This window comes from Streptomyces sp. NPDC006235, assembly GCF_040613735.1.
GTDB lineage: Bacteria > Actinomycetota > Actinomycetes > Streptomycetales > Streptomycetaceae > Streptomyces.
The window spans coordinates 34,333-54,389 of sequence record NZ_JBEXSR010000033.1 but is presented as its reverse complement, the minus strand read 5'-3'; the positions used below and the strand labels follow the sequence as shown (position 1 = coordinate 54,389).

The window sequence follows — 20,057 nt, the reverse complement described above, 5'->3', positions numbered from 1 at the left end:
TCCTCTCGTCGATGCGTGATGCGGGCGTGGGGTGGTTCGGTTCAGGGAGCGGCGGGGGCCGTGGGGGTGATGCGGAGCAGCACGGCGGACGGCGCGGTGGGCAGGGTCAGGCTCAGCTCGGCCGTGCCGGGCATCCAGGCGGAAACGGCCCGGCTGACCGAGGGGTAGAGCAGCTCGACACGGGCGGCGGTGTCCCGCAGGTGGGGCAGCTGAAGCGTCGCCGTGGCGTCGTTTCCTGGGCGGCGCCAGGCGGTGAGGTAGGTGGTGGCGGGCGTGCGCAGGGCCAGGGCGATCCAGGGGTCGTCCCAGGCGGGAAGGCCCAGGGGCCAGCACGGCACGGCGTGCGGCAGGTCGGCGCGGATGGCCTTGTAGGCCGCTACCGCCTCGTGGACCAAAGCACGGGCTTCCGGGGCGAGTTCGGGAATGCGGCCGGAGAGATGGATCCGCCCGAGGAGCGCGCTCGCCATGGTGAAGGCCACCTCGTCGAGGGAGTCCTCCGGCTGGGGGTACGCCCAGACGGCACCCTGTTCGGGTGTGACGGCGGTGGGTGCGGACGCGGCGATGGGCGCGTAGAGGTGGAGGTTCTGCTGGTCGCTGGTGGACTGCAGCTGCATCCGGGACAGCAGGGCGTGGTCCCAGCGCATGCCGCCGGAGGAGCAGTTCTCCACCACCAGGTGCGGGTAGCGGTCCAGGATGCCGTCGAGCCAGTCGAGGTGGGCGCGGTTGTGGCCGAGCAGGCCGGCGCCCGGGGTCTCGCCGGGGTGGGCGCTGGTGCCGGAGCCGGGGTCGATGTTGTGGTCGAGCTTGAGGTAGCCGACGCCCCACTCGCCGACCAGGCGGTCCACGACCTGGTCCAGGTGGGCACGGGCGGCCGGGTGGCGCAGGTCCAGGTGGTGCCGGCCGGTCTCCGTGACGCGGACGCCGTCGCGGCGGAAGAACGCCTCGTCGGGCAGGGACCCGGCCATGGGGCTGCGGACGCCGATCACCTCCGGCTCCAGCCACAGACCGGGAACCATGCCACGCTCCCGGATGCGGTCCAGCACCTCGTGGATCCCCTTCTCCCCGGGGAAACGCGAGGCGGCCGGTTCCCAGGCACCGACGGTGGTCCACCAGCCCCCGTTGTCGCCGTCGTACCAGCCGGCGTCGATGACGAAGTACTCCGCGCCCGCGTCGGCCGCCGCGTCGATGTGGGGGAGCAGCTTCTCGGTCGTGGGATCGCCCATCAGGCAGTTCATGTAGTCGTTGAAGATGACGGGCAGGCGCCGGTGATCGCTGTGCGGGCGGCGCTGGGCGCGGCGGTAGCGGGTCAGCGCGGCGAACGCGGCGTCGGGGCCGCCGCCGGCGCTGAAGGACAAGGCGACGGGTACGGTGCGGAAGACGGCGCCCGGTTCCAGGGGGTGACGCCAGCCGTGGTGGGTGTCGGTGGGCCCGAACAGCGCCGCGTAGGCCGACCTGTCCAGTTCGGCGCACTCCCAGCGCCAGCCCCCGCCGTTGTGCTCGATCTGCCACACCCAGGTGCGGCCGGTACGCCGGTCCGTCAGGCCGCCCATGGGGAGGTGTCCGCAACTGGACCAGGTGCCCTGTCCGTTGAGGGAGAAGCCGGATTTGCCGTGCCCGTTGCTCACGCGTCCGCTGTGGACCGGTGTGGTCCGGCGCATCGGTTGTCGCTGCCAGCGGCATTCGGCGAGCCAGTCGTTCTCCGCCCACAGCAGGTCCGCGGCGTCGATGGCCGCCGGGTCCTGCGGGGTGAGGCCGCCCACCGCGAGCGAGCTGACCGACTCCAGGTGCAGTGTGGTCGGCCCTTCGTTGCGCAGGGTCACCTCGCCGCGCAGCACGGGGATGCCGGCCGGTGACCGGTAGGTCACCTCGGCGGCCAGCCCCGTTTCGGGGTCGTGGAGTTCGACGGTCAGTGTGTGCCAGTCGCCGTCGCGGGTCGCGCGGTGGCTCCGGTGGCGCAGCCGCCCGCCGAGATCGGTGCCCACGAGGCGGCCGCCCGACCAGGCGCGGCCGTGACCCGCGGCCGTCACCTCCACCAAGGGCAGGGACGCACCGGCGGTGCTCTGCGTTTCGCCGGGCAGTCCGAGGTGCGTGAGACGCGGGCTGCCGTCGTCATCGAGGCCGATTTCGAGGTGAAGGGCCTCGTGCCCCCAGTGGAAGGTGCCTTGTTCCTTGGACATGTCGGCCCTTTCGGCGGCTGTCGAAGCGCTTCACTTCCAGGCGCAAGGTAACGGACAATTTTCATCCGAAACAAGGGTCTGTACCGCAGAAGGGCCAGAGTTGAAGCGCTTCGACACCAGGCTTACAGCCTGTTGTCCGGGAACGGCTGGGGCTCGGAGAGGCTCTGCGCGCACCAGATCGTCTTGCCGTAGGTGGTGTGCCGGGTGCCCCACCCCTGGGTGAGCTGGGCGACCAGCAGCAGGCCCCGGCCGCCCTCGTCGAAGGCGCGCGCCCGGCGCAGATGCGGGGCGGTGTTGCTGGCGTCGGAGACCTCGCAGATCAGGGAGGAGTCGCGGATCAGCCGCAGCATGATCGGGGGCTCGCCGTACCGGATGGCGTTGGTGACCAGTTCGCTGACCACCAGTTCGGTGACGAACGACGCCTCCTCCAGGCCCCAGGCGGCCAGCTGCTCCAGGGCGAACTTCCTGGCCCGAGGCACCTGCTCGGGGTCGGGTTCGACGTCCCAGTCCGCGACGTGCTGGGGGTCCAGCGCGTGCGTGCGAGCGAGCAGCAGGGCGGCGTCGTCGGTGCGGCGTTCGGGAAGCAGGGCGTCCATCACCGTGTCGCAGAGGCCCTCCAGCGAGGTGACCGCATGGTTCAGGACCCGCAGCAGTTCGGTGCCCCCTTCGTCGACGTCGCGCTCACGGCTCTCCACCAGTCCGTCGGTGTAGAGGGCGAGCAGGCTGCCCTCGGGCAGCTCGAGTTCGGCGGACTCGAACGGCAGCCCGCCGATGCCGAGCGGTGGTCCCGGCTGCGCGGAGGCCGGGGTCCGGGTGCCGTCCGGGGAGATGATCAGCGGCAGCGGATGCCCGGCGCTCGCCATGGTGAAGCGCCGGGAGACCGGGTCGTAGACGGTGTACAGGCAGGTGGCCCCGAACTCGCCGGTCGGCTGGAAATGGCCGGCGGGCTGGAGGTCGCTGGCGAGGTGGATGACCAGGTCGTCCAGGTGGGTCAGCAGCTCGTCCGGCGGCAGGTCCACGTCGGCGAGCGTGCGGACCGCCGTGCGCAGTCGGCCCATGCTGGCCGAGGCGTGCAGACCGTGACCGACCACGTCGCCGACGACCAGGGCGACCCGCGCGCCGGAGAGCGGAATGACGTCGAACCAGTCACCACCCACCTCCGCGCCGGTCCCGGCGGGCAGGTAGCGGGAGGCCACCTCGAGCGCCTCCTGGCTGGGCAGCTGCTGCAGCAGCAGACTGCGCTGCAGCGTCAGCGCGGTCGTGCGCTCGCGCGAGTACCGGCGGGCGTTGTCGATGGCGACGGCTGCCTTGGCGGTCAGCTCTTCGGCGAGGATCAGGTCGTCGGCGGTGAAGGCCTCGGGCCGGTCGCTGCGGGAGAACGCGACCACGCCGAGCAGCGCGCCGCGGGCCCGGAGCGGCACGGTGATCCGGCCGGTCAGCCCCTCAGCGGCGATCGAATCGTCGATCAACGGATTGCCGGGCGGCCAGTGGGCCGGGTCGGCGGCGAGCCCGGGCCCGAAGGCCCATTCGCCGCCCTCGCCCGGTTCGACGGCGAGCTGAACCGTGGATCTGCCGGTGACCATGCAGCGGACGGCGACGGAACCGGGAGCGTGACGGACCGGCGTCGGGGGCCCGGGAGCCCGGTCGGTGTCACCCTTCGCGCTGTGGTGGGCGGCGCGTCTGAGCGCGACGGCTTCGCCGGAGGCGGAGGCGGGGGAAAGAGGCGGTTCCTCTCCGCGCAGCACCTCGTCGAAGAGATCCACGGTGACGGAGTCGACGAATCCCGGCACGGAGGTCATGGCCAGTTCCTGGGCGGTGCCGATCACGTCGAGCGTCCGGCCGATGCCGCGGCTGGCCTCGTTGAGCATGAGCAGCCGCTGCCTGGCCCAGTACTCCGCGCTCATGTCGAATCCCCAGTTGGCGACCGCGCGGACCCTGCCCTCGGCATCCCGGACGGGCCAGATGCTGGTGGCCCAGGCGTTGGCGTAGTTACTGCCGAGTGGCCGGAAGACGGTGATGAGGCGTGCGGGCTCGCCCGTCCTCGCCACTTCGGCCAGCTGGTCGGTGTAGGGCTTGTCGTCCCTTTCGGGGAACAGTTCGCGGTCGAATTCGGGAAGCACCTCGCGGTAGTGCTTACCGAGCACTTGGTCCTCGGAGTGCGCGATCACCCGGCCCGAGGAGGCGTTGATCCACAGAAACCGCAGCTCAGGGTCGTAGGCGCCCAGAGCGAAGGGGCTCTGCTCGAAGGCCAGGTCGGCGATCACCGGGCGGCGATCCCAGCGCTGGACGGTCACCGCATGGCCCAGCGCCCCGCCGTCGGCGTCGAACAGAGGGTGAGTCGACACCAGGGCGTCCACCGTGGAGCCGTCCCGGTGGCGCAGCGGTATGAGCGCCGTGTGGTCGGGGCCGCTGCCGGAGCTCTCGGGGAAACCGGGTGGCGGGGGAGCGGCCAGCAGGTCGGTCACGGGGCGCCCGACGGCGTCCTCGGCAGTCCAGCCCAGCAGCAGCCGCCCGCTCTCGCTCCAGCCGCTCACCACGCCGTCCGGGTCCACCACGAGCGCGGCGGCGCGGACGTCCCGCTCGTCGGCCATGTCCACGCGCCTCGCCTCCGTCCGGACACCCTGGGCCCGTCAGGACCGGTTTCCAGCCGCAGCTTCCAGCGTAGGTCGGCTTGTGCTCCACGGCGCTCCGGCCGGGCCGTGCCCGACCTCCGGGACGGGGGCCGAGCGGGGCTGCGCCCGCCCCGCTCGGACAACCTGAAGGAGCCGTCCCCTTCTCTGTGGGCTACAGCGCGGTGAAGGTCCACAGCAGGTTGGTGCTGTTGCCGTAGGTCCACTGCTTGGTGAGGGAGCCCGAAGGGACGTTGCCGCCGCCGTCGAGGACCAGGCCGGTGGTGCGGTTGGCGATCGAATAGCGGTCGCCGCCCCGGTGGGTGAGGGACCACTGTTGGTTGGTCCCGCCGTTCCAAGGGGCCTGCCGCGCGGCGGAGCCGTCGGCGGTGGCGCCCCAGCCGTCGGCGACCATGCCGTTCCTGCGGTTGACCAGCCTGTAGTAGCCGCCTCCGACAGCCTCCGCATGCCACTGCAGGTTCGGACTGCCGTCCCAGGTCCACTGCTTGAGGTCGGAGCCGGAGGCGACGTCGCCCCCGCTGTCCAGGGCGAGGCCGTTCGTGGCGTTGGTGATCCGGAAGGACGTCGCCGGGTTGAACTGGACCCGCAGCGAGGTGATCTGGTCGTTGTTGCCAGTGTCCCTGAGGTCGGGGTTGTCGGCGGCGAAGGTCCAGGAGGTACCGGTGAAGTCGTCCCCGGAGTAGCCGACCACCCGGTACCCGGGGGCCGGCCGGAGGGAGGAGAGGGTGCGCGGGCCCGGTCCGGCGGCGGACAGGTCGGCCGCGGTGTAGTCGCCGACCGTGAGGACGGCGGACCCGCCCGTGTAGTGGACGTCCGTGAAGGCGACGGCTCCGGCGAGTGGCCGCAGGCCGGGGATCGTGCCGGAGAAGGTGAGCTTGAGGACGTAGGCGTTGGCGCGGTACGGCGCCGAGGACGGCAGGGTGACCTTGAGTCCGGAGGCACTCCGGTCCGGTGTGGGCAGGTCGACGTAGGTGCCGGCGGTGGTGCCGAGGAGCTTCACCGAGGTCAGCGAGGAGAGGTTGATCCGGTCCGAGCTGAGAGTCTTGATCGTCACAGAGCTGCCGGGCCAGCCCAGGACCGTGGCGTACAGGACGTCGTTCGCCTTGTTGCGGGTGAAGCGGATGTCCTGCGCGGTGCCGGCGTGCGGGGTGGTGAACGAACCGCCGCCCATCTTCGTCGGGCCCTCGCCGTACGCCGTCCAGGCGCGGGTCGCGTACACCGACTCGCCGAAGCGCTTCAGGTGGTCCCCGATACCGAGCAGGATGTCCTTCTGCGCCTGGGGGATGGTGCCGTCGGCCATCGGCGCGATGTTCAGCAGCACGTTGCCGTTCTTGCTGACCCGGTCGATGAACGAGTGCAGCATCTGCTGGACGGTGTAGTAGCCGATGCCCTGGGTGTAGCACCAACTGCTGCTGGAGATGCTGTCGTCGGTCAGCCAGTACGGGGTGGTGAGATCGGCCGGGCCGCCGCGTTCGTAGTCGAAGACCTCGCCCTTGCCGTTCATGCCGTCCTTGTACGTGGCGACGACTTCACGGCCCCAGCCGTCCGCCTGGTTGTAGTAGTACGCCAGGAAGTTCAGACGCTGCTTCTCGTCGACGGCGTCCAGATTGAAGTCCTGCCAGAGGATGTCGGGCCGGGCGCGGTCGACGACCTCCTTGAGCTTGTCGAACCAGAGCTGGTTCTGTGCGGCCGGTGCCAACTGCCCGTAGAGCTTCTTGAGGCTGGGATCCGTCTGGGCGGGGGCGTACTCGTAGAAGCCCGTGAAGTTGTACGCATGGTGCATGGCCACCAGCAGCTTCAGGCCCTTGGCGCGGATGGCCGTGGAGAACAGCCGCAGCAGGTCGAGACCGGGGCCCTTCTTCACCGAGTTCCACTCGTTGACCTGGCTGTCCCACATGGAGAAGCCGTCGTGGTGCTCGGCGACCGGACCGGCGAACCTGGCGCCGGCGTCGACGAACAGCTGCACCCACTCGTCCGGGTCGAACGTCCCGCCGGCCGACTTCAGCTTCGGCGCGAACTTCACGGCGTTGCCCGCCAGGTCCTTCGCTCCGTCGATGAAGTTGTGGTAGGGCCACGCCGACGGCCGGCCGTAGGTCGCGATGTGGTGCTGGTTGGCGTCGTTCCCGCTCTCGTACATGTTGCGCGGGTACCACTCGTTGCCGAAGGCGGGGACGCTGAAGGCGCCCCAGTGGAAGTAGATCCCGAACTTCGCGTCCTGGAACCACTCCGGGGCCGGCGGGTGCTGGTCGACCGAGTCCCAGTCGGGCGTGTAGCCGCGGGGCGCCGCCTCGGCGGCACCGGCAGCCCACACATCTCCGGCAACGGCCGCCGCGGCCACGCCGGTTGCGGAGGCCACGAACTGGCGTCTGTTGATCGAGCTCGACATGGGCACATCCCTGATGCGGAAGGGGCAGGGGAAACGCAGGGCCACGGATGAAGGTCGGTCATGCCGCCCTGGGATGTCAACCACTGCGCAGGGATGAAAGTGGCCATTGCTTCAGGTGAGTTGACTGATTTGCGGTGATGTGGCGAGTGTTTCGATCACCAGACATGGCATGTCTCGCAGTTCCTCGTGTCCGGGCGATCGCCGCCCCGCACCCGCGTCCCCGTATCATCAGCGTCACGCTGATCAGGTCGGACGTGCTCACGGGCACGGTGGGGGGAGGGGCGAGCGGTGTCTCTGACGGACAAGGCCATCGAGCAGATCCGTGAACTGATCCGGACCGGTGCCCTGCCTCCCGGCTCCAAGCTCCCTCCGGAGCCTGACCTGGCCGTCCAGCTGGGCCTTTCCCGCAATCTCGCCCGCGAAGCCGTCAAGGCCCTGGCCGTCGCCCGGGTCCTGGAGGTCCGGCGCGGTGACGGCACGTATGTGACCAGCCTGCAGCCGAGCCTGCTGCTGGAGGGCCTCGGCGGCGCGGTGGAACTGCTGCAGGGCGACTCGGTCGCCCTGCAGGACCTCATGGAGGTACGGCGGCTGCTGGAACCGGTCGCCACGGCGCTGGCCGCGACCCGGATCTCCGACGCCCAACTGGCCGAGGTGAAGCGGCACCTGGACGCCATGCGCGAGGCCCGTGACGACGTCGAGCAGCTCAACGCCCACGACGCCGCCTTCCACCGCGCCGTGGTCTCGGCCACGGGCAACGAGAGCCTCCTCACCCTCCTGGAAGGGATCTCCGGCCGCACCCTGCGCGCCCGCATCTGGCGCGGTCTGGTCGACGACAAGGCCGCGGGCCGCACTCTCGCCGAGCACGAGGCGATCTTCAACGCGCTGTCCACCCGTGACGCCGCCCTCAGCCAGGCCGCCGCACTCCTCCACGTGAGCAACACCGAGCAGTGGCTGAGGGAACACCTGCGCTCCAGCGAACCGCTCCCCGTCGGAACGCCTCCGGCGTAGCGGGTGCCCTGGACGCCAATACGCGGGATGTATTACCTCAGGTAGCTCTTGACGAGGTCATGTCGCATGCCTACTGTCCTGCGACGGAACCGAACAGGTTCCAACAATCGGTCCAGACGCCGTCGGGGAAGGTGACGTTGTCACGGCCGGCGAAGGGTTGGGTGGCAACTACCGGGCCGCGCCCCAATCAATCCATGCCGACTGCAGTACGTCTACCAGGGCATAGACCCCAAAGCCAACGGCGACTACCTCACCAAGCCTTGGCGGATGGGCCTGCTCGCCCAGACCAACTCCCCCTGCTGACGGCCCACATCCCCGTCACCCCGCCGGGCAACTCACCCGGCGGGGCCGATCCGGCCTGGGCGGCCTGGATGCCGGTGCCGGTGCCGGTGCCGGTGTCGGCCAGCTCCTTGTGCAGGTTCATCACGCGTTGGCGGCGCCCCCCTTATCGACGGGGCGCGGCCTGCTCCCCCGAGCCGCGGACGATCAGCCGGGTGGGAACGGTGATGGTGCGAGCGCGGGAGCGGTCGCCGTCGAGGCGGGCCAGGGCGGTGGCCGCGGCGCTGCGGCCGAGTTCTTCGGGGTCCTGCGCGACGACGGTCAGGGCCGGTTCGAGTGCCTCGGCGAGGGATACGTCGTCGAAGGCGACGACCGCCACGTCCTTGCGCTTGCCGCGGGCGAGTTGGGCGACGATGCCGAGCGCCATGATGTTGTTGCCGGCGAACAGGGCGGTGGGCGGATCGGCCAGTTCGAGGAGGCGGGCGGTCGCGGCCTCGGCGCCCGGCTGGTCATGGGCGTTGGCGACCAGCGAACGGTCGTAGGGGAGGCCGGCTTCCTGCAGCGCCGCGCGGTATCCGGCGAGGCGCTCGCGGCGGGTGTACAGCTTGACCGGCAGGTCGCCGACGAAACCGATGCGGCGGTGCCCGTGGGCGATGAGGTGGGCGACGCCCTCCTGGGCCCCGGCACGGTTGGAGCTGACGATGCTGTCCGTGGGCAGGCCGACTCCCGGGCGGTCGAGGAAGACCACGGGCAGCCCGGACCTGCGGTGGGACTTGAGATGGGAGTGGTCGGCGCCGACGGACGGCACGACGACGAGGATGCTGACGCGACGGGCGAGGAACTTGTCCGTCAGGGCGCGTTCCCGGTCGGGGTCGTCCGCGGACGAGCCCATGAGCAGGGTCAGTCCGCGTTCGCGGACCGTGTCCTCGATGGCGCGGGCCACGGCTCCGAAGAAGGGGTTGCCGAGGTCGGGGATGACCAGTCCGATGGTGGTGTCCGGGCCGCCGACGCGCATGTTGCGTGCCATGAGGTTCGGCTGGAAGCCCAGCTTGGCCACCGCGGCCAGTACCTGTTCCCGCGTCTGCGCCGAGACGGGACCGTCCTCGTTGAGGACGCGCGAGACTGTCTTGGCGCTGACGCCGACCTCTCGTGCGACATCGGCCAGGGTGGGGCGGCGGCTCGCAGCCATGGAGGAAACCGTCTCCTGAGTGCTCCCGCGTTCCGGCCGCGGCCTCGGCCGGAACATGCGAGAGCGGGGTTGAGCTGTCAGGTGGCCTGGACTCCGGCGGCCTTCGCCGCCGCGGAATCCGCAACGACAGTATCTCCGGCCTCGTCGACGCTGAGCGCGCCGGTCATGATGGCGACGACCTCCGCCATGGAGTAGTCGGAGGGCTTGATCACGGCGGCCCGCCTGCCCAGCCGGTGGACGTGGATCCGGTCGGCGATCTCGAACACGTGGGGCATGTTGTGGCTGATCAGGACGACCGGCATGCCCTTGTCGCGGACGCGGCGGATGAGGTCGAGGACCTGGCCGGACTCCTTGACGCCGAGCGCGGCGGTGGGTTCGTCCATGACGACGACACTGCGGGCCCAGGCCACGGCCCGGGCGACCGCGACGGCCTGCCGCTGCCCGCCGGAGAGCGTCTCGACCGACTGGGTCAGCGAGCGCAGCCCGATCTTCAGGTCGGCCATGTGCTCGGCGGCCTCCTTCCGCATGCGCTTCTTGTCGAGCATGCGGAAGGCGCTGCCGAGGAGGCCGGGGCGGCGCAGTTCGCGGCCGAGGAACATGTTCGAGGCGATGTCCATCGAGGCGGCCACGGCCAGGTCCTGATAGACCGTCTCGATGCCGTGGGCGCGTGCGCTCTGCGGGCCGGAGAAGGTGATGGGCTCACCGTTCAGGCGTATCTCGCCCGCGTCGGGGACCACGGCGCCGGTCAGGGCCTTGATGAGGCTGGTCTTGCCGGCGCCGTTGTCGCCGATGACGGCGAGGACCTCGCCGGGCAGCAGGTCGAAGTCGGCGCCGTCGATGGCGGTGACATGGCCGTAGCGCTTGACCAGACCGCGGGCCTGAAGGACAGGGGTGGGGGAGGTCATCGGGCCTTCTTCCGGGAGATCTGGTCCACGGTCACCGCGAGGATCACCAGGACACCGGTGATGAGGGTCTGGTAGATGGAGGCGACGCCCATCAGCTGAAGGCCGTTGCGGAAGACGCCGACGATGAGGACGCCGATGAACGTGCCCAGGACCGAGCCGCGTCCGCCGAAGAGGCTGGTGCCGCCGAGCACCACGGCGGTGATGCTGTCGAGGTTGTCGGTCTGGCCGGCCTGGGGGTCGCCGACGCCGGTGCGGGAGATGAGCAGCAGGGCGGCGATGCCGTAGAGGACGCCGGCCGCGGTGTAGACGCCGATGGTCAGGCGGGAGGTGCGAATGCCGTTCAGCCGCGCCGCTTCCGGGCTGTTGCCCAGGGCGTAAACGTGCCGGCCCCAGCCGGTGCTGCTCAGCGCGTAGGCGAGGAGCAGGAACAGGGCGATCGTGACCAACGAGCCGTACGTGATGTCGGTCTTGCCGAGCGGGAAGGTCTGCCCGAGAGCCGTCAGCGGTCCCGGCAGGTTGGTGACGGTCTGCTCTTCGGAGTAGATGTGCGTCAGCGCGAAGGCCACGTTGAGCATGCCGAGGGTGACGATGAACGGCGGCAGCGGGATCTTCTGCACCAGCGCGCCGTTGAGCAGGCCGAAGCCGCCGCAGACGACCAGGCCCAGCGCGATCGCGGCGAGCGGCGGCAGGGACCCCTCGGCCGCCATCTTGGCGATCACGATGCTGCCGAACGCCATCACCGCTCCGCAGGACAGGTCGATGCCCGCGGTGAGGATGATGAGCGTCTGGCCGATGGCGAGGGTGCCGACGACCATGACCTGCTGCACGATCAGCGAGAAGTTCCCGCCGGTGAGGAACTGGTCGGTCGAGACGGAGAAGAAGACACAGGCCAGGAGAAGGGCGGCCAGCGGGCCGGTGGTCGGTTGCGTGAGCAGTCTGCGGACCGTGGTCGGCGCTTTGAGCTCGGCGTACGGCGTGGACGCGGAAGGCGGCGTGGACGGTGGCGTGGACGTGGCGGTCATGCGAGGTCCTTGTCGGAAGACAGAAGTCCTTGCCGGTCCTTGTCGGACGGGAAGATCGGTCCGGACGGGAAGATCAGTCCGTGTCGGACGGGAGCGTCAGTCCTTGTCGGACGGCAAGAGGACGAGGGGGCGGCCGTCCCCGGTCGGGGAGGAGGGGCCGACCGCCCCGCTGAGGGGTGTCGAACAGCGGCGGCTACGGCGCCAGCCGGAGGTCGGCCGGCGGCTCAGCCCCAGCAGTTGTCCAGGCCGTAGGCGGTGTCCTTGGAGGTGACGCCGTCCTGCGCCTTGTCGGTGATCAGCGTGACGCCGGTGTCGGTGTAACCGGACGCCTTCTTGCCGTCCTTGGCGTACGTCGCGACGGCCTTGACGCCCTCGGCGGCCATCTTCAGCGGGTACTGCTGCGAGGTCGCGGCGATCTTGCCGTCCTTGACGGCCTGGGTGCCCGTGCAGCCGCCGTCGACGGAGACGATCAGCACGTCCTTCTCCCGGCCCTTGGCCTTCAGCGCGGTGTACGCGCCCAGCGCGGCCGGTTCGTTGATGGTGTAGACGACGTTGATGCCGGGTTCCTTCTGGAGGCAGTTCTCCATCGCGGTCTGGCCCTTGGACTGGTCGCCGCCGGTGTCCTGAGCACAGGCGACGTCCTTGTCGGTGGCGCCGAAGCCCTTGAGGAAACCGTTGTGCCGCTGAACGCCGACGGACACACCCGGCGCGAGGTCGAGGGCGGCTATCTTCGCGGTCTTGCCCTTCATCGCGGCCTTGGCGTACTGGCCGATCAGCTCGCCCGCCTTGAGGTTGTCGGTGGCGAAGAGGGCGTCGACAGCGCTCTCCGGGTCGGTCGGGGTGTCCAGGGCGATGACGAGAACACCCTTGGCCTTGGCCTTCTCGATCGCGGGCACGATCGCCTTGGAGTCGCTCGGCGTGATCAGGATGCCCTTCACTCCGGCGGCGACCATGTTCTCGATGGCGGTGACCTGACCAGCGTTGTCCCCGTCGAACTTGCCCGCCGCGGTGGACAGTTCGACACCGTTCTCCTTGGCGGCCTTCTCCGCGCCTTCCTTCATCTTCACGAAGAACGGGTTGGTGTCGGTCTTGGTGATCAGACCGACCTTGACACTGCCCGATCCGGCGTTCGCCGTGCCCGATCCGGATCCGGATCCGGATCCACAGGCGGTCAGGGTGAGGGCCGCGATGCCCGTGCACGCGGCGACTCTGAGCATGGAGGAAGGCAGACGAGAGATACGTGACATGAACGACTCCTGCGGGATTGCGGACGAGCGGCCGGCATCGGGCGCATGCCGCCCGAGGTGTCATCGTTGACTCATGTCAGCGTTGACACTGCTTGGCGAGGATGATGGACTCCGCCTTCAGGCAACGTCAATGCCTTTCACCCGTCACAAATCGGCAACGCCGTGGCCGCCGCCCGCCCGAACCGCTCCAGGGACTGCCCGCAACGTGCCCGTCTCGCCGGCGCGTCCCAAGAGAAGAGCCGCCCATGTGCCCGCGTCAGATCACCGTCCTCGGGGAGTGCGTCGCCGACGCGTTCACCGCATCCGCAGGGTCCCGGAACGAACTCGCCCTGCGTGTCCTGCCGGGCGGCGGGCCGGCCAATACAGCGGTGGCCCTGGCCAGGCTGGGCACCCCGGCCCGCTTCCTCGCACGGCTGTCCGGCGACGTGTTCGGCCGCCTCTTCCGGACCCATCTGGAGGCGTCCGGCGTGGACCTGTCGCACGCCGTCGAGGCCGCCGAGCCCAGCACGCTGGCCGTGGCCGAGCTGGACGCGCAGGGGCAGGCCGCGTTCTCCTTCCACGCCCAGGCCACCGCGGACTGGCAGTGGACGAGCGCGGAACTGGCCGGGGTGGACCTGGCCGGCACCGCCTGCGTCCACACCGGGTCACTCGCCCTGGTCAAGGAACCCGGGGCAGGGGTGGTGGAGGACTTCCTGGCAACGGCCGCGCCCCACGCGACCATCAGCATCGACCCCAACGTCCGCCCCCTCCTGGTGCACCCCGAGGTCTACCGCGCCCGGCTGGCGCACTGGTGCGGCCTCGCGGATGTGCTGCGGCTGAGTGAGGACGACCTGGAACTCCTGCTGCCCGGGACGCTGCCCGAGCAGGCGTGCGACACCTGGCACGCGGCCGGGGCCCGGCTCGTCGTGATCACGCGCGGTGCCGACGGCGCCCTGGCCTCACTCGACGGGGAACGGGTGCGGGTGCCCGCGGCGCCGGCGCAGGTCGTCGACACGGTCGGTGCGGGGGACTCCTTCACGGCGGGACTGCTGCACCACCTCGGCGCCCGCGGACTCCTCGGCGGCAGGCTGACGGACCTGCGTCCCGGCGATGTCGAGGCGGCCTGTCTGTTCGCCACGCGGGTCGCGGCCCTGACCTGCTCGGCAGCCGGCCCGAACCCGCCGTGGCAGGACCAACTGGCGCCCTTCACGACGGACGGGGCCGTCGCCCGGCACCTCGACTCCACCCACTGAAAGGACAGGAAACCATGACGAAAACCCTGCTCGCCGAGTTCACCGCCCGAGAGGGAGCGGAGGACGAGGTCGCCCGTCTGATCCGGGAGTACGCCCTGAAGGTGCGCGAAGAGGAAGGCAACCTGGCTTTCGACGTCTACACCAAGGCGGCCGCCCCGCGCGCCTACTGGATCTTCGAGGTCTACCGGGACGAGGACGCCTTCAAGGCGCACTTGGACGCCCCGTACGGCGCCCCGTTCAACGCCGCCCTCACTCCGCTGATCGAGGAGGACGCCTCGGTGCTGACGTTCCTCGATCCCCTGGACACGCGTCCGTAGCGGGCGCTCTCCGAGGGGCCTTCTGCCACCCGGACCGACGATGAACCAAGTCTCGACACCGCGTACGCGCAACGAAAACATCCCGGGAACGCCCGCGGGCTGAGCCGTAATTCGTTTGACCGGGCCACGGGGCGGCGTTGCACTGTGTCGGGAGACCACGCGTCGTGGTGCAGGCGTACCGAGGAGGCAGCGGCCGCAATGGAGATCCGTTCCACGACCGACGATGATCTCGACGTCTTCGTCGACACGGTCCATGCCGCGTTCGGGCGCTTCCCGGAAACCTCGGTAGACGGCGGCGGGCTCTGGTGGTCGGCGCTCGAAATGGACCGCTGCCTGCTCGCCCTGACGGCGGACGGGCGGCCCGTCGGCACCGCCGCCACCTACCCTTTCGAACTCACCCTGCCCGGTGAGACCCTCGTCCCGGCCGCCGGGGTGACCGCCGTCGGCGTCCTGCCCTCCCACCGGCGCCAAGGCGTGCTCAGCGCGATGATGCGGCACCAGCTCACCGAGTTGCGGGCCCGAGGCGAATTCCTCTCCGTGCTGCTGGCCTCCGAAGCCACGATCTACGGCAGGTTCGGCTATGGACCGGCGACGTACACGCAGCAGCTGACGGTGCCGCGCCACCGGGCCGCCCTCGCCGGACCCCGGGCCCGCACCATGGCGGGCGCCCCGGCGGCCGGCTCGGGCGACGACTCGGTCGAGGTACTGCGCCGTGCCGAGTGCGGCGAGATCCTGGAAGAGGTGTACGACCGGTATCGCCGCGCCCAGCCCGGCGCGCTGTCCCGGCCGCACCGCTGGTGGGCCCTGCGCGCGGGGCAGCCCCCGATCTCGCCGGCGCCGCGCTACATCGCCGTCCACCGGGACGCCGACGGCGTGCCGGACGGGTACGCCAGCTACTCGATCGGCGACACCAACACCTTGACGGTCGACGAGACCATCGCCACCGACGCCGCCGCCTTCAGGGCCCTGGCCCGGTTCGTACTCGGACACGACCTGGTCTCTCAGGTCGTGTTCAAGCACGTCCCGCGCGAGCACCCGCTGCGATGGCAGCTTGCGGACTTCCGCGCCGGTCAGGTGAGCGACGACATGGACTGGCTCTGGGTACGGCTCCTCGACATCCCGCAGGCGCTGACCGCACGCGGCTGGTTCACGGACGGCGAACTCGTCCTCGACGTCGACGACCCGTTCCTCGGCGAACACGGCCGCTACCTGCTGACCGTCCAGGAGGGCAAGGCCGACTGCATCCCGACGGACCGGGAGCCCGACCTGTCCCTGGACGTACGCGACCTGGGCTCGGTCTACCTCGGCGGCACCGCCCCGAGCACGCTCGTGCGGGCCGGACACATCCGGGCCCACCACCCGGGCGCTGCCCCCCTCGCCGACGCCCTCTTCCGCGCCGACCGTCCCCCGCACTGCCTGCACTGGTTCTGACCCTCCGCCGGGGCGGTCCGGCTGATCGTCAGTGATAGGCGTGGACGACGGCGTGGCCCTTGCCGCGGCCGATCATCCACTTGTTGATCGGCGTGGTGATCACGAAGGCGACCGCGAAGCCGCCCAGCAGTGCCGACCAGAACAGCCCGTCGGACAGCTCGGCGTCCATCGCGCCGGGCGTGGGCCGTCGGCGGCACGTCGAAGCAAACCGGTGCGGGCCGCCGACGCGTGGCGCGGCATCCTCGCCAACCGGCTGGCCTGGCCTTCGTGCCCCGGCCACCGCGGTGCCCGTTCCGGACTCGGGTGTGGGCCTGTGGCTGTCGGCCGCGGTACCGCCCATGCTGGCCGCGCTACTGCTGGCCGTCGGCACGATGATCGCCTGCCCCCTCAAGGTGGACACCATCTGCGCATCGGCATCACCCTCGGCAACCTCCTCACCGGCGCGTCACTCGCCGCCGCCCGCGAGGCGGGGGTGCCCGCGCTGCCGTGGATCTGTCTGGCCGCTCCGGCGGCCGGGCCGCAGCCCGTCGCCACCTGACCGCCTGACCGCCTGACCGTGTGCGGCTGAATCCGATCGGCCGCACACGGCCAGGCGCGGCGGCTCGGGCGCCGGTCATGGTCGAGTCGGCCCGGGTGGAACCAAGCCCTTGACCCTCGGTGCGCTCCTCCGGGATGCTCGGTTGCGTATAGCGGTGCGTGTAGCGAATGAGGCAACGCACTCGCGAGGATCCCCGCTTGAGGAGCAGCTCATGGCTCACGAGGTTCGTGCTGTCGTCGCCCGTAAGAAGGGTGCACCGGTCTCCGTAGAAACGATCGTCGTCCCCGACCCCGGTCCGGGTGAGGCGCTGGTCGAGGTCGAGGCCTGCGGCGTCTGTCATACCGATCTCCACTACCGCGAGGGCGGGATCAACGACGAGTTCCCCTTCCTGCTGGGGCACGAGGCGGCAGGTCGCGTCGAGGCGGTCGGAGAGGGAGTCACCGGCGTCGAACCCGGCGACTTCGTCATCCTCAACTGGCGTGCGGTGTGCGGCCAGTGCCGGGCCTGCAGCAGGGGCAGGCCCTGGTACTGCTTCGCCACCCACAACGCCACCCAGCCGATGACGCTGCTCGACGGCACCCCGCTCTCGCCGGCGCTCGGCATCGGCGCGTTCGCGGAGAAGACGCTGGTCGCCGCCGGACAGTGCACCAAGGTGGACCCGGCAGCGCCGGCGGCGGCGGCCGGTCTGCTCGGGTGCGGCGTCATGGCGGGTTTCGGCGCGGCCGTGAACACCGGGGCCGTCGGCCGGGGCGACTCCGTCGCCGTCATCGGCTGCGGCGGCGTCGGCATGGCCGCCGTCGCGGGGGCGCGGCTCGCCGGAGCGAGCAAGGTCATCGCCGTCGACATCGACCGGCGCAAGCTGGACCGGGCCATGGCCATGGGCGCCACCCACACGGTCGACGGGGCGAAGGGCGACGTCGTGGAAGCGGTGCGCGAACTCACGGGCGGCTTCGGCGCGGACGTCGTCGTGGAGGCGGTCGGCCGCCCCGAGACGTACCGGCAGGCCTTCTACGCCCGCGACCTGGCGGGCACGGTCGTGCTGGTCGGCGTGCCCACCCCGGAGATGAAGGTGGAGCTGCCCCTGCTCGACGTCTTCGGGCGGGGCGGCTCGCTGAAGTCCAGCTGGTACGGCGACTGCCTGCCCTCGCGCGACTTCCCGGCCCTCATCGACCTGTACCTCGGAGGCCGTTTCGACCTGGACGCGTTCGTCTCCGAGACCATCGGTCTCGGTGACGTGGAGGAAGCGTTCGAGAAGATGCACCACGGTGACGTGCTGCGCTCGGTGGTGGTGCTGTGATGGCCGGCGCACCCCGTGTCGAACACCTCGTCACCAGCGGGACCTTCAGCCTCGACGGCGGGACCTGGGACGTGGACAACAACGTCTGGATCGTCGGTGACGACGACGAGGTGGTCGTCATCGACGCGGCACACGACTCCGACGCCGTCCTGGCGGCCGTCGGTGACCGTCGGTTGTCGGCCATCGTGTGCACCCACGCCCACGACGACCATGTGCGCGCCGCTCCGGACGTCGCCCTGGCCACGGGCGCGCCCATCCTCCTGCACCCTGACGACCAGGTCCTGTGGAAGATGGCGCACCCTGGCCGGCGCCCCGACGGGCCGCTCGCCGACGGCGCCGTACTCACGGTGGCGGGCATCGGCCTGCGTGTCCTCCACACGCCCGGACACGCTCCCGGTGCCGTGTGCCTGTACGCACCCGACCTGGGCGCGCTGTTCAGCGGTGACACGCTGTTCGCCGGCGGGCCCGGCGCGACCGGACGCTCGTACAGCGACTTCGGCACGATCATCAGCTCCATCGGCGAGCGGCTGCTGACCCTCCCGGGCGAGACGGTCGTCCACACCGGACACGGCGGGACGACGACCGTCGAGGCCGAAGCGCCGCACCTGGAGGAGTGGGCCGCCCGAGGCTGGTGACCCAGCCCCACCAGGCCGACCGGGGCGCTCGCGCCCCGGTTCGGGCAGTTGCTCCGCGCTGACCTGCGTTTCCTATAGCGCGGAGCGTTTCGCATCGCGCAACCGAGAATGAGGCCGTCAGGTGTCCCTCGAACTCCTTGACAAGCGTTTGAAGGCGCCCTCAAACTGGCGTTGCGTTCACCGCAATCCGTTTCGCTATACGCACCGAGGTGTCATGATGATTGCCGCGTGCCGTCTCGTGGATCTGCCCCGAGGCGAGGCCCACAGGCTCGACATCGACCCGCCGGTCTCGGTGTTCCACACCGACGACGGCGAACTCTTCGCCATCGACGACACATGCACCCACCAGGACGCCTCGCTCGCCGACGGCTGGCTGGAGGGCTGTGAGGTCGAATGCCCGCTGCACGCCTCGAAGTTCAACCTCAAGACCGGAGCCGTGGACGCCCCGCCGGCCAAGCTCCCGGTGCGCACGCACGAGGTCTTCGTCGAGGACGGCATGATCTACGTCCGGCTGTCCACGGCAGCCCCGAACCTGCCCCCCTGCATCGCCGCCCGGCTCGCCGGGGGCGTCGCGTGAGGACAGTGGCCGTGGTGGGCGCGTCGCTGGCGGGCCTGTCCGCGGCGCGCTCCTTGCGCAAGCGGGGATACGACGGACGGCTGGTCGTCATCGGCGACGAGATCCACCGCCCCTACGACAGGCCGCCCCTGTCCAAGGAGTTCCTGGCCGGCGGCATCGGCGAAGCCGAGCTCGCACTGGAGCCGGACGACGAGGACCTGCAAGCGGAGTGGCTGCTCGGAGCCCGCGCCGCCGGACTCGGCACCACGCCCCGCGCCGTGCGGCTCACCGACGGCCGCGAGGTGCGGGCCGACGGCATCGTCATCGCCACCGGCGCCGCCGCCCGGACCCTGCCCGGCATGGACGGACTGGCCGGTGTGCACACCCTGCGCACCCTGGACGACGCCCGCGCCCTGCGGGGCGAACTGGCTCAGGGCGGGCGCCTGGTCGTGATCGGCGGCGGCTTCATCGGTGCCGAGGTCGCCTCCACCGCCTCTGCTCTCGGCCTCGACGTGACCATCGTCGAGGCGGCGCCCACCCCCCTGGCCGGACCGCTCGGCGCGGCCATGGGACGCATCGTCTCCGCTCTCCACGCGGACCACGGCGTACGCCTGTTGTGCGGCGTGGGCGTCAAGGGGCTGAGCGGCGAGAGGAGGGTCGACGCCGTCCTGATGGAGGACGGCCGCAGCATCCCCGCCGACATCGTCGTCGTGGGCGTCGGAGCCCGTCCCTGCGTCGACTGGCTGGCCGGATCCGGCATAGAACTCGACGACGGCGTCAGGTGCGGTGCGGACGGCCGCACCAGCCTGGCCGGGGTGGTCGCGGTCGGCGACTGCGCCTCCTGGTACGACCCGCGCGCGGGCACCCACCGCCGCGTCGAGCACTGGACCGGCGCCCGGGAACGCCCCGACGCGGCCGTGGCCGCCCTGCTGTCCTGGGGCGAGTGCGAACCGGGCCTGCCCCGGCCGCCGTACTTCTGGTCCGACCAGTACGGCGTGAAGATCCAGTTCGCCGGCAACGCGACCCGTGCCGACAGCGTGTCGATCGAGGAAGGCACAGCGGACGACCGCAACGTCCTCGCCGTCTACCGGCGTGCCGGACACCCGGTCGCCGTGCTCGGGATGAACCAGCCGAAGCTGTTCACGCGCTGGCGCAAGCAACTCGCGGCCAAGGCGCCCTGACAGGGGCGATCCATCACGTTTCCCCGA

15 protein-coding genes and 2 pseudogenes are annotated in these 20,057 nt (G+C 70.7%); 9 read left to right on the top strand and 8 right to left on the bottom strand.

Features of this window, described 5'->3' with window-relative positions:
- Nucleotides 1-41: 41 nt before the first annotated feature.
- The 3 genes from ABZ192_RS30540 to ABZ192_RS30530 form a co-directional block, all read right to left on the bottom strand.
- Complete coding sequence (locus ABZ192_RS30540) at nucleotides 42-2,177, bottom strand: alpha-galactosidase (RefSeq protein ID WP_356927705.1); 2,136 nt, start codon at nucleotides 2,175-2,177, stop codon at nucleotides 42-44.
- A gap of 122 nt (nucleotides 2,178-2,299) precedes the next feature.
- A complete protein-coding gene (locus tag ABZ192_RS30535) occupies nucleotides 2,300-4,768 on the bottom strand; it encodes a SpoIIE family protein phosphatase (protein ID WP_356927752.1) in 2,469 nt (822 codons plus the stop codon).
- A gap of 193 nt (nucleotides 4,769-4,961) precedes the next feature.
- Nucleotides 4,962-7,193, bottom strand: coding sequence for an alpha-L-fucosidase (locus ABZ192_RS30530; RefSeq protein ID WP_356927704.1), 2,232 nt, complete (start codon nucleotides 7,191-7,193; stop codon nucleotides 4,962-4,964).
- 288 nt (nucleotides 7,194-7,481) lie between these two features.
- Here ABZ192_RS30530 and ABZ192_RS30525 point away from each other — a divergent pair, with 288 nt between their 5' ends.
- Nucleotides 7,482-8,201 (top strand): FadR/GntR family transcriptional regulator, encoded by a 720-nt coding sequence (locus ABZ192_RS30525; protein ID WP_356927703.1) that lies wholly within the window; start codon nucleotides 7,482-7,484, stop codon nucleotides 8,199-8,201.
- Between the two features lie 445 nt (nucleotides 8,202-8,646).
- Here ABZ192_RS30525 and ABZ192_RS30520 read toward each other — a convergent pair whose 3' ends face one another.
- The 4 genes from ABZ192_RS30520 to ABZ192_RS30505 all read right to left on the bottom strand — a co-directional run bounded on the left by ABZ192_RS30520 (nucleotide 8,647) and on the right by ABZ192_RS30505 (nucleotide 12,843).
- Nucleotides 8,647-9,669: a LacI family DNA-binding transcriptional regulator gene (locus ABZ192_RS30520; RefSeq protein ID WP_356927702.1), complete on the bottom strand. Its 1,023-nt coding sequence runs from the start codon at nucleotides 9,667-9,669 to the stop codon at nucleotides 8,647-8,649.
- A gap of 77 nt (nucleotides 9,670-9,746) precedes the next feature.
- Entirely contained in the window at nucleotides 9,747-10,574 is an 828-nt protein-coding gene (locus ABZ192_RS30515; RefSeq protein WP_356927701.1) for an ATP-binding cassette domain-containing protein, read from the bottom strand.
- Entirely contained in the window at nucleotides 10,571-11,596 is a 1,026-nt protein-coding gene (locus ABZ192_RS30510) for an ABC transporter permease (protein WP_356927700.1), read from the bottom strand. The genes ABZ192_RS30515 and ABZ192_RS30510 overlap by 4 nt, the downstream gene beginning before the upstream one ends.
- A gap of 224 nt (nucleotides 11,597-11,820) precedes the next feature.
- Nucleotides 11,821-12,843 carry a sugar ABC transporter substrate-binding protein gene (locus tag ABZ192_RS30505; protein WP_356927699.1) on the bottom strand — a complete coding sequence of 341 codons (1,023 nt, stop codon included), beginning with the start codon at nucleotides 12,841-12,843 and terminating at the stop codon, nucleotides 11,821-11,823.
- Nucleotides 12,844-13,088: 245 nt separating this feature from the next.
- Between ABZ192_RS30505 and ABZ192_RS30500 the strand changes: the two genes are divergently transcribed.
- The 3 genes from ABZ192_RS30500 (at nucleotide 13,089) to ABZ192_RS30490 (ending at nucleotide 15,823) form a co-directional block, all read left to right on the top strand.
- The gene (locus ABZ192_RS30500; protein WP_356927698.1) at nucleotides 13,089-14,075 is read left to right on the top strand and encodes a carbohydrate kinase; all 987 of its coding nucleotides are present in this window, start codon (nucleotides 13,089-13,091) and stop codon (nucleotides 14,073-14,075) included.
- A 14-nt stretch (nucleotides 14,076-14,089) separates the two neighbouring features.
- Nucleotides 14,090-14,392, top strand: a complete 303-nt coding sequence (locus ABZ192_RS30495) for a putative quinol monooxygenase (protein WP_356927697.1) — start codon at nucleotides 14,090-14,092, stop codon at nucleotides 14,390-14,392.
- 198 nt (nucleotides 14,393-14,590) lie between these two features.
- The gene (locus tag ABZ192_RS30490) at nucleotides 14,591-15,823 is read left to right on the top strand and encodes a GNAT family N-acetyltransferase (protein ID WP_356927696.1); all 1,233 of its coding nucleotides are present in this window, start codon (nucleotides 14,591-14,593) and stop codon (nucleotides 15,821-15,823) included.
- 28 nt (nucleotides 15,824-15,851) lie between these two features.
- Here the strand turns inward: ABZ192_RS30490 and ABZ192_RS30485 are convergent.
- Nucleotides 15,852-16,004 (bottom strand): annotated as a pseudogene (locus ABZ192_RS30485) (DUF4396 domain-containing protein); the annotation flags it as partial.
- 94 nt (nucleotides 16,005-16,098) lie between these two features.
- Here ABZ192_RS30485 and ABZ192_RS30480 point away from each other — a divergent pair.
- The 5 genes and pseudogenes from ABZ192_RS30480 to ABZ192_RS30460 form a co-directional block, all read left to right on the top strand.
- Nucleotides 16,099-16,322, top strand: a pseudogene (locus ABZ192_RS30480) (MFS transporter); the annotation flags it as partial.
- 250 nt (nucleotides 16,323-16,572) lie between these two features.
- On the top strand, nucleotides 16,573-17,658 hold the full coding sequence (locus tag ABZ192_RS30475; protein WP_356927695.1) for an S-(hydroxymethyl)mycothiol dehydrogenase: 1,086 nt from the start codon (nucleotides 16,573-16,575) through the stop codon (nucleotides 17,656-17,658).
- Complete coding sequence (locus ABZ192_RS30470) at nucleotides 17,658-18,293, top strand: MBL fold metallo-hydrolase (RefSeq protein WP_356927694.1); 636 nt, start codon at nucleotides 17,658-17,660, stop codon at nucleotides 18,291-18,293. Before ABZ192_RS30475 ends, ABZ192_RS30470 begins: the two co-directional genes overlap by 1 nt.
- A 214-nt stretch (nucleotides 18,294-18,507) precedes the next feature.
- Nucleotides 18,508-18,870, top strand: a complete 363-nt coding sequence (locus ABZ192_RS30465; RefSeq protein ID WP_037673830.1) for a bifunctional 3-phenylpropionate/cinnamic acid dioxygenase ferredoxin subunit — start codon at nucleotides 18,508-18,510, stop codon at nucleotides 18,868-18,870.
- The gene (locus ABZ192_RS30460; protein WP_356927693.1) at nucleotides 18,867-20,030 is read left to right on the top strand and encodes an FAD-dependent oxidoreductase; all 1,164 of its coding nucleotides are present in this window, start codon (nucleotides 18,867-18,869) and stop codon (nucleotides 20,028-20,030) included. The genes ABZ192_RS30465 and ABZ192_RS30460 overlap by 4 nt, the downstream gene beginning before the upstream one ends.
- Nucleotides 20,031-20,057: the final 27 nt, after the last annotated feature.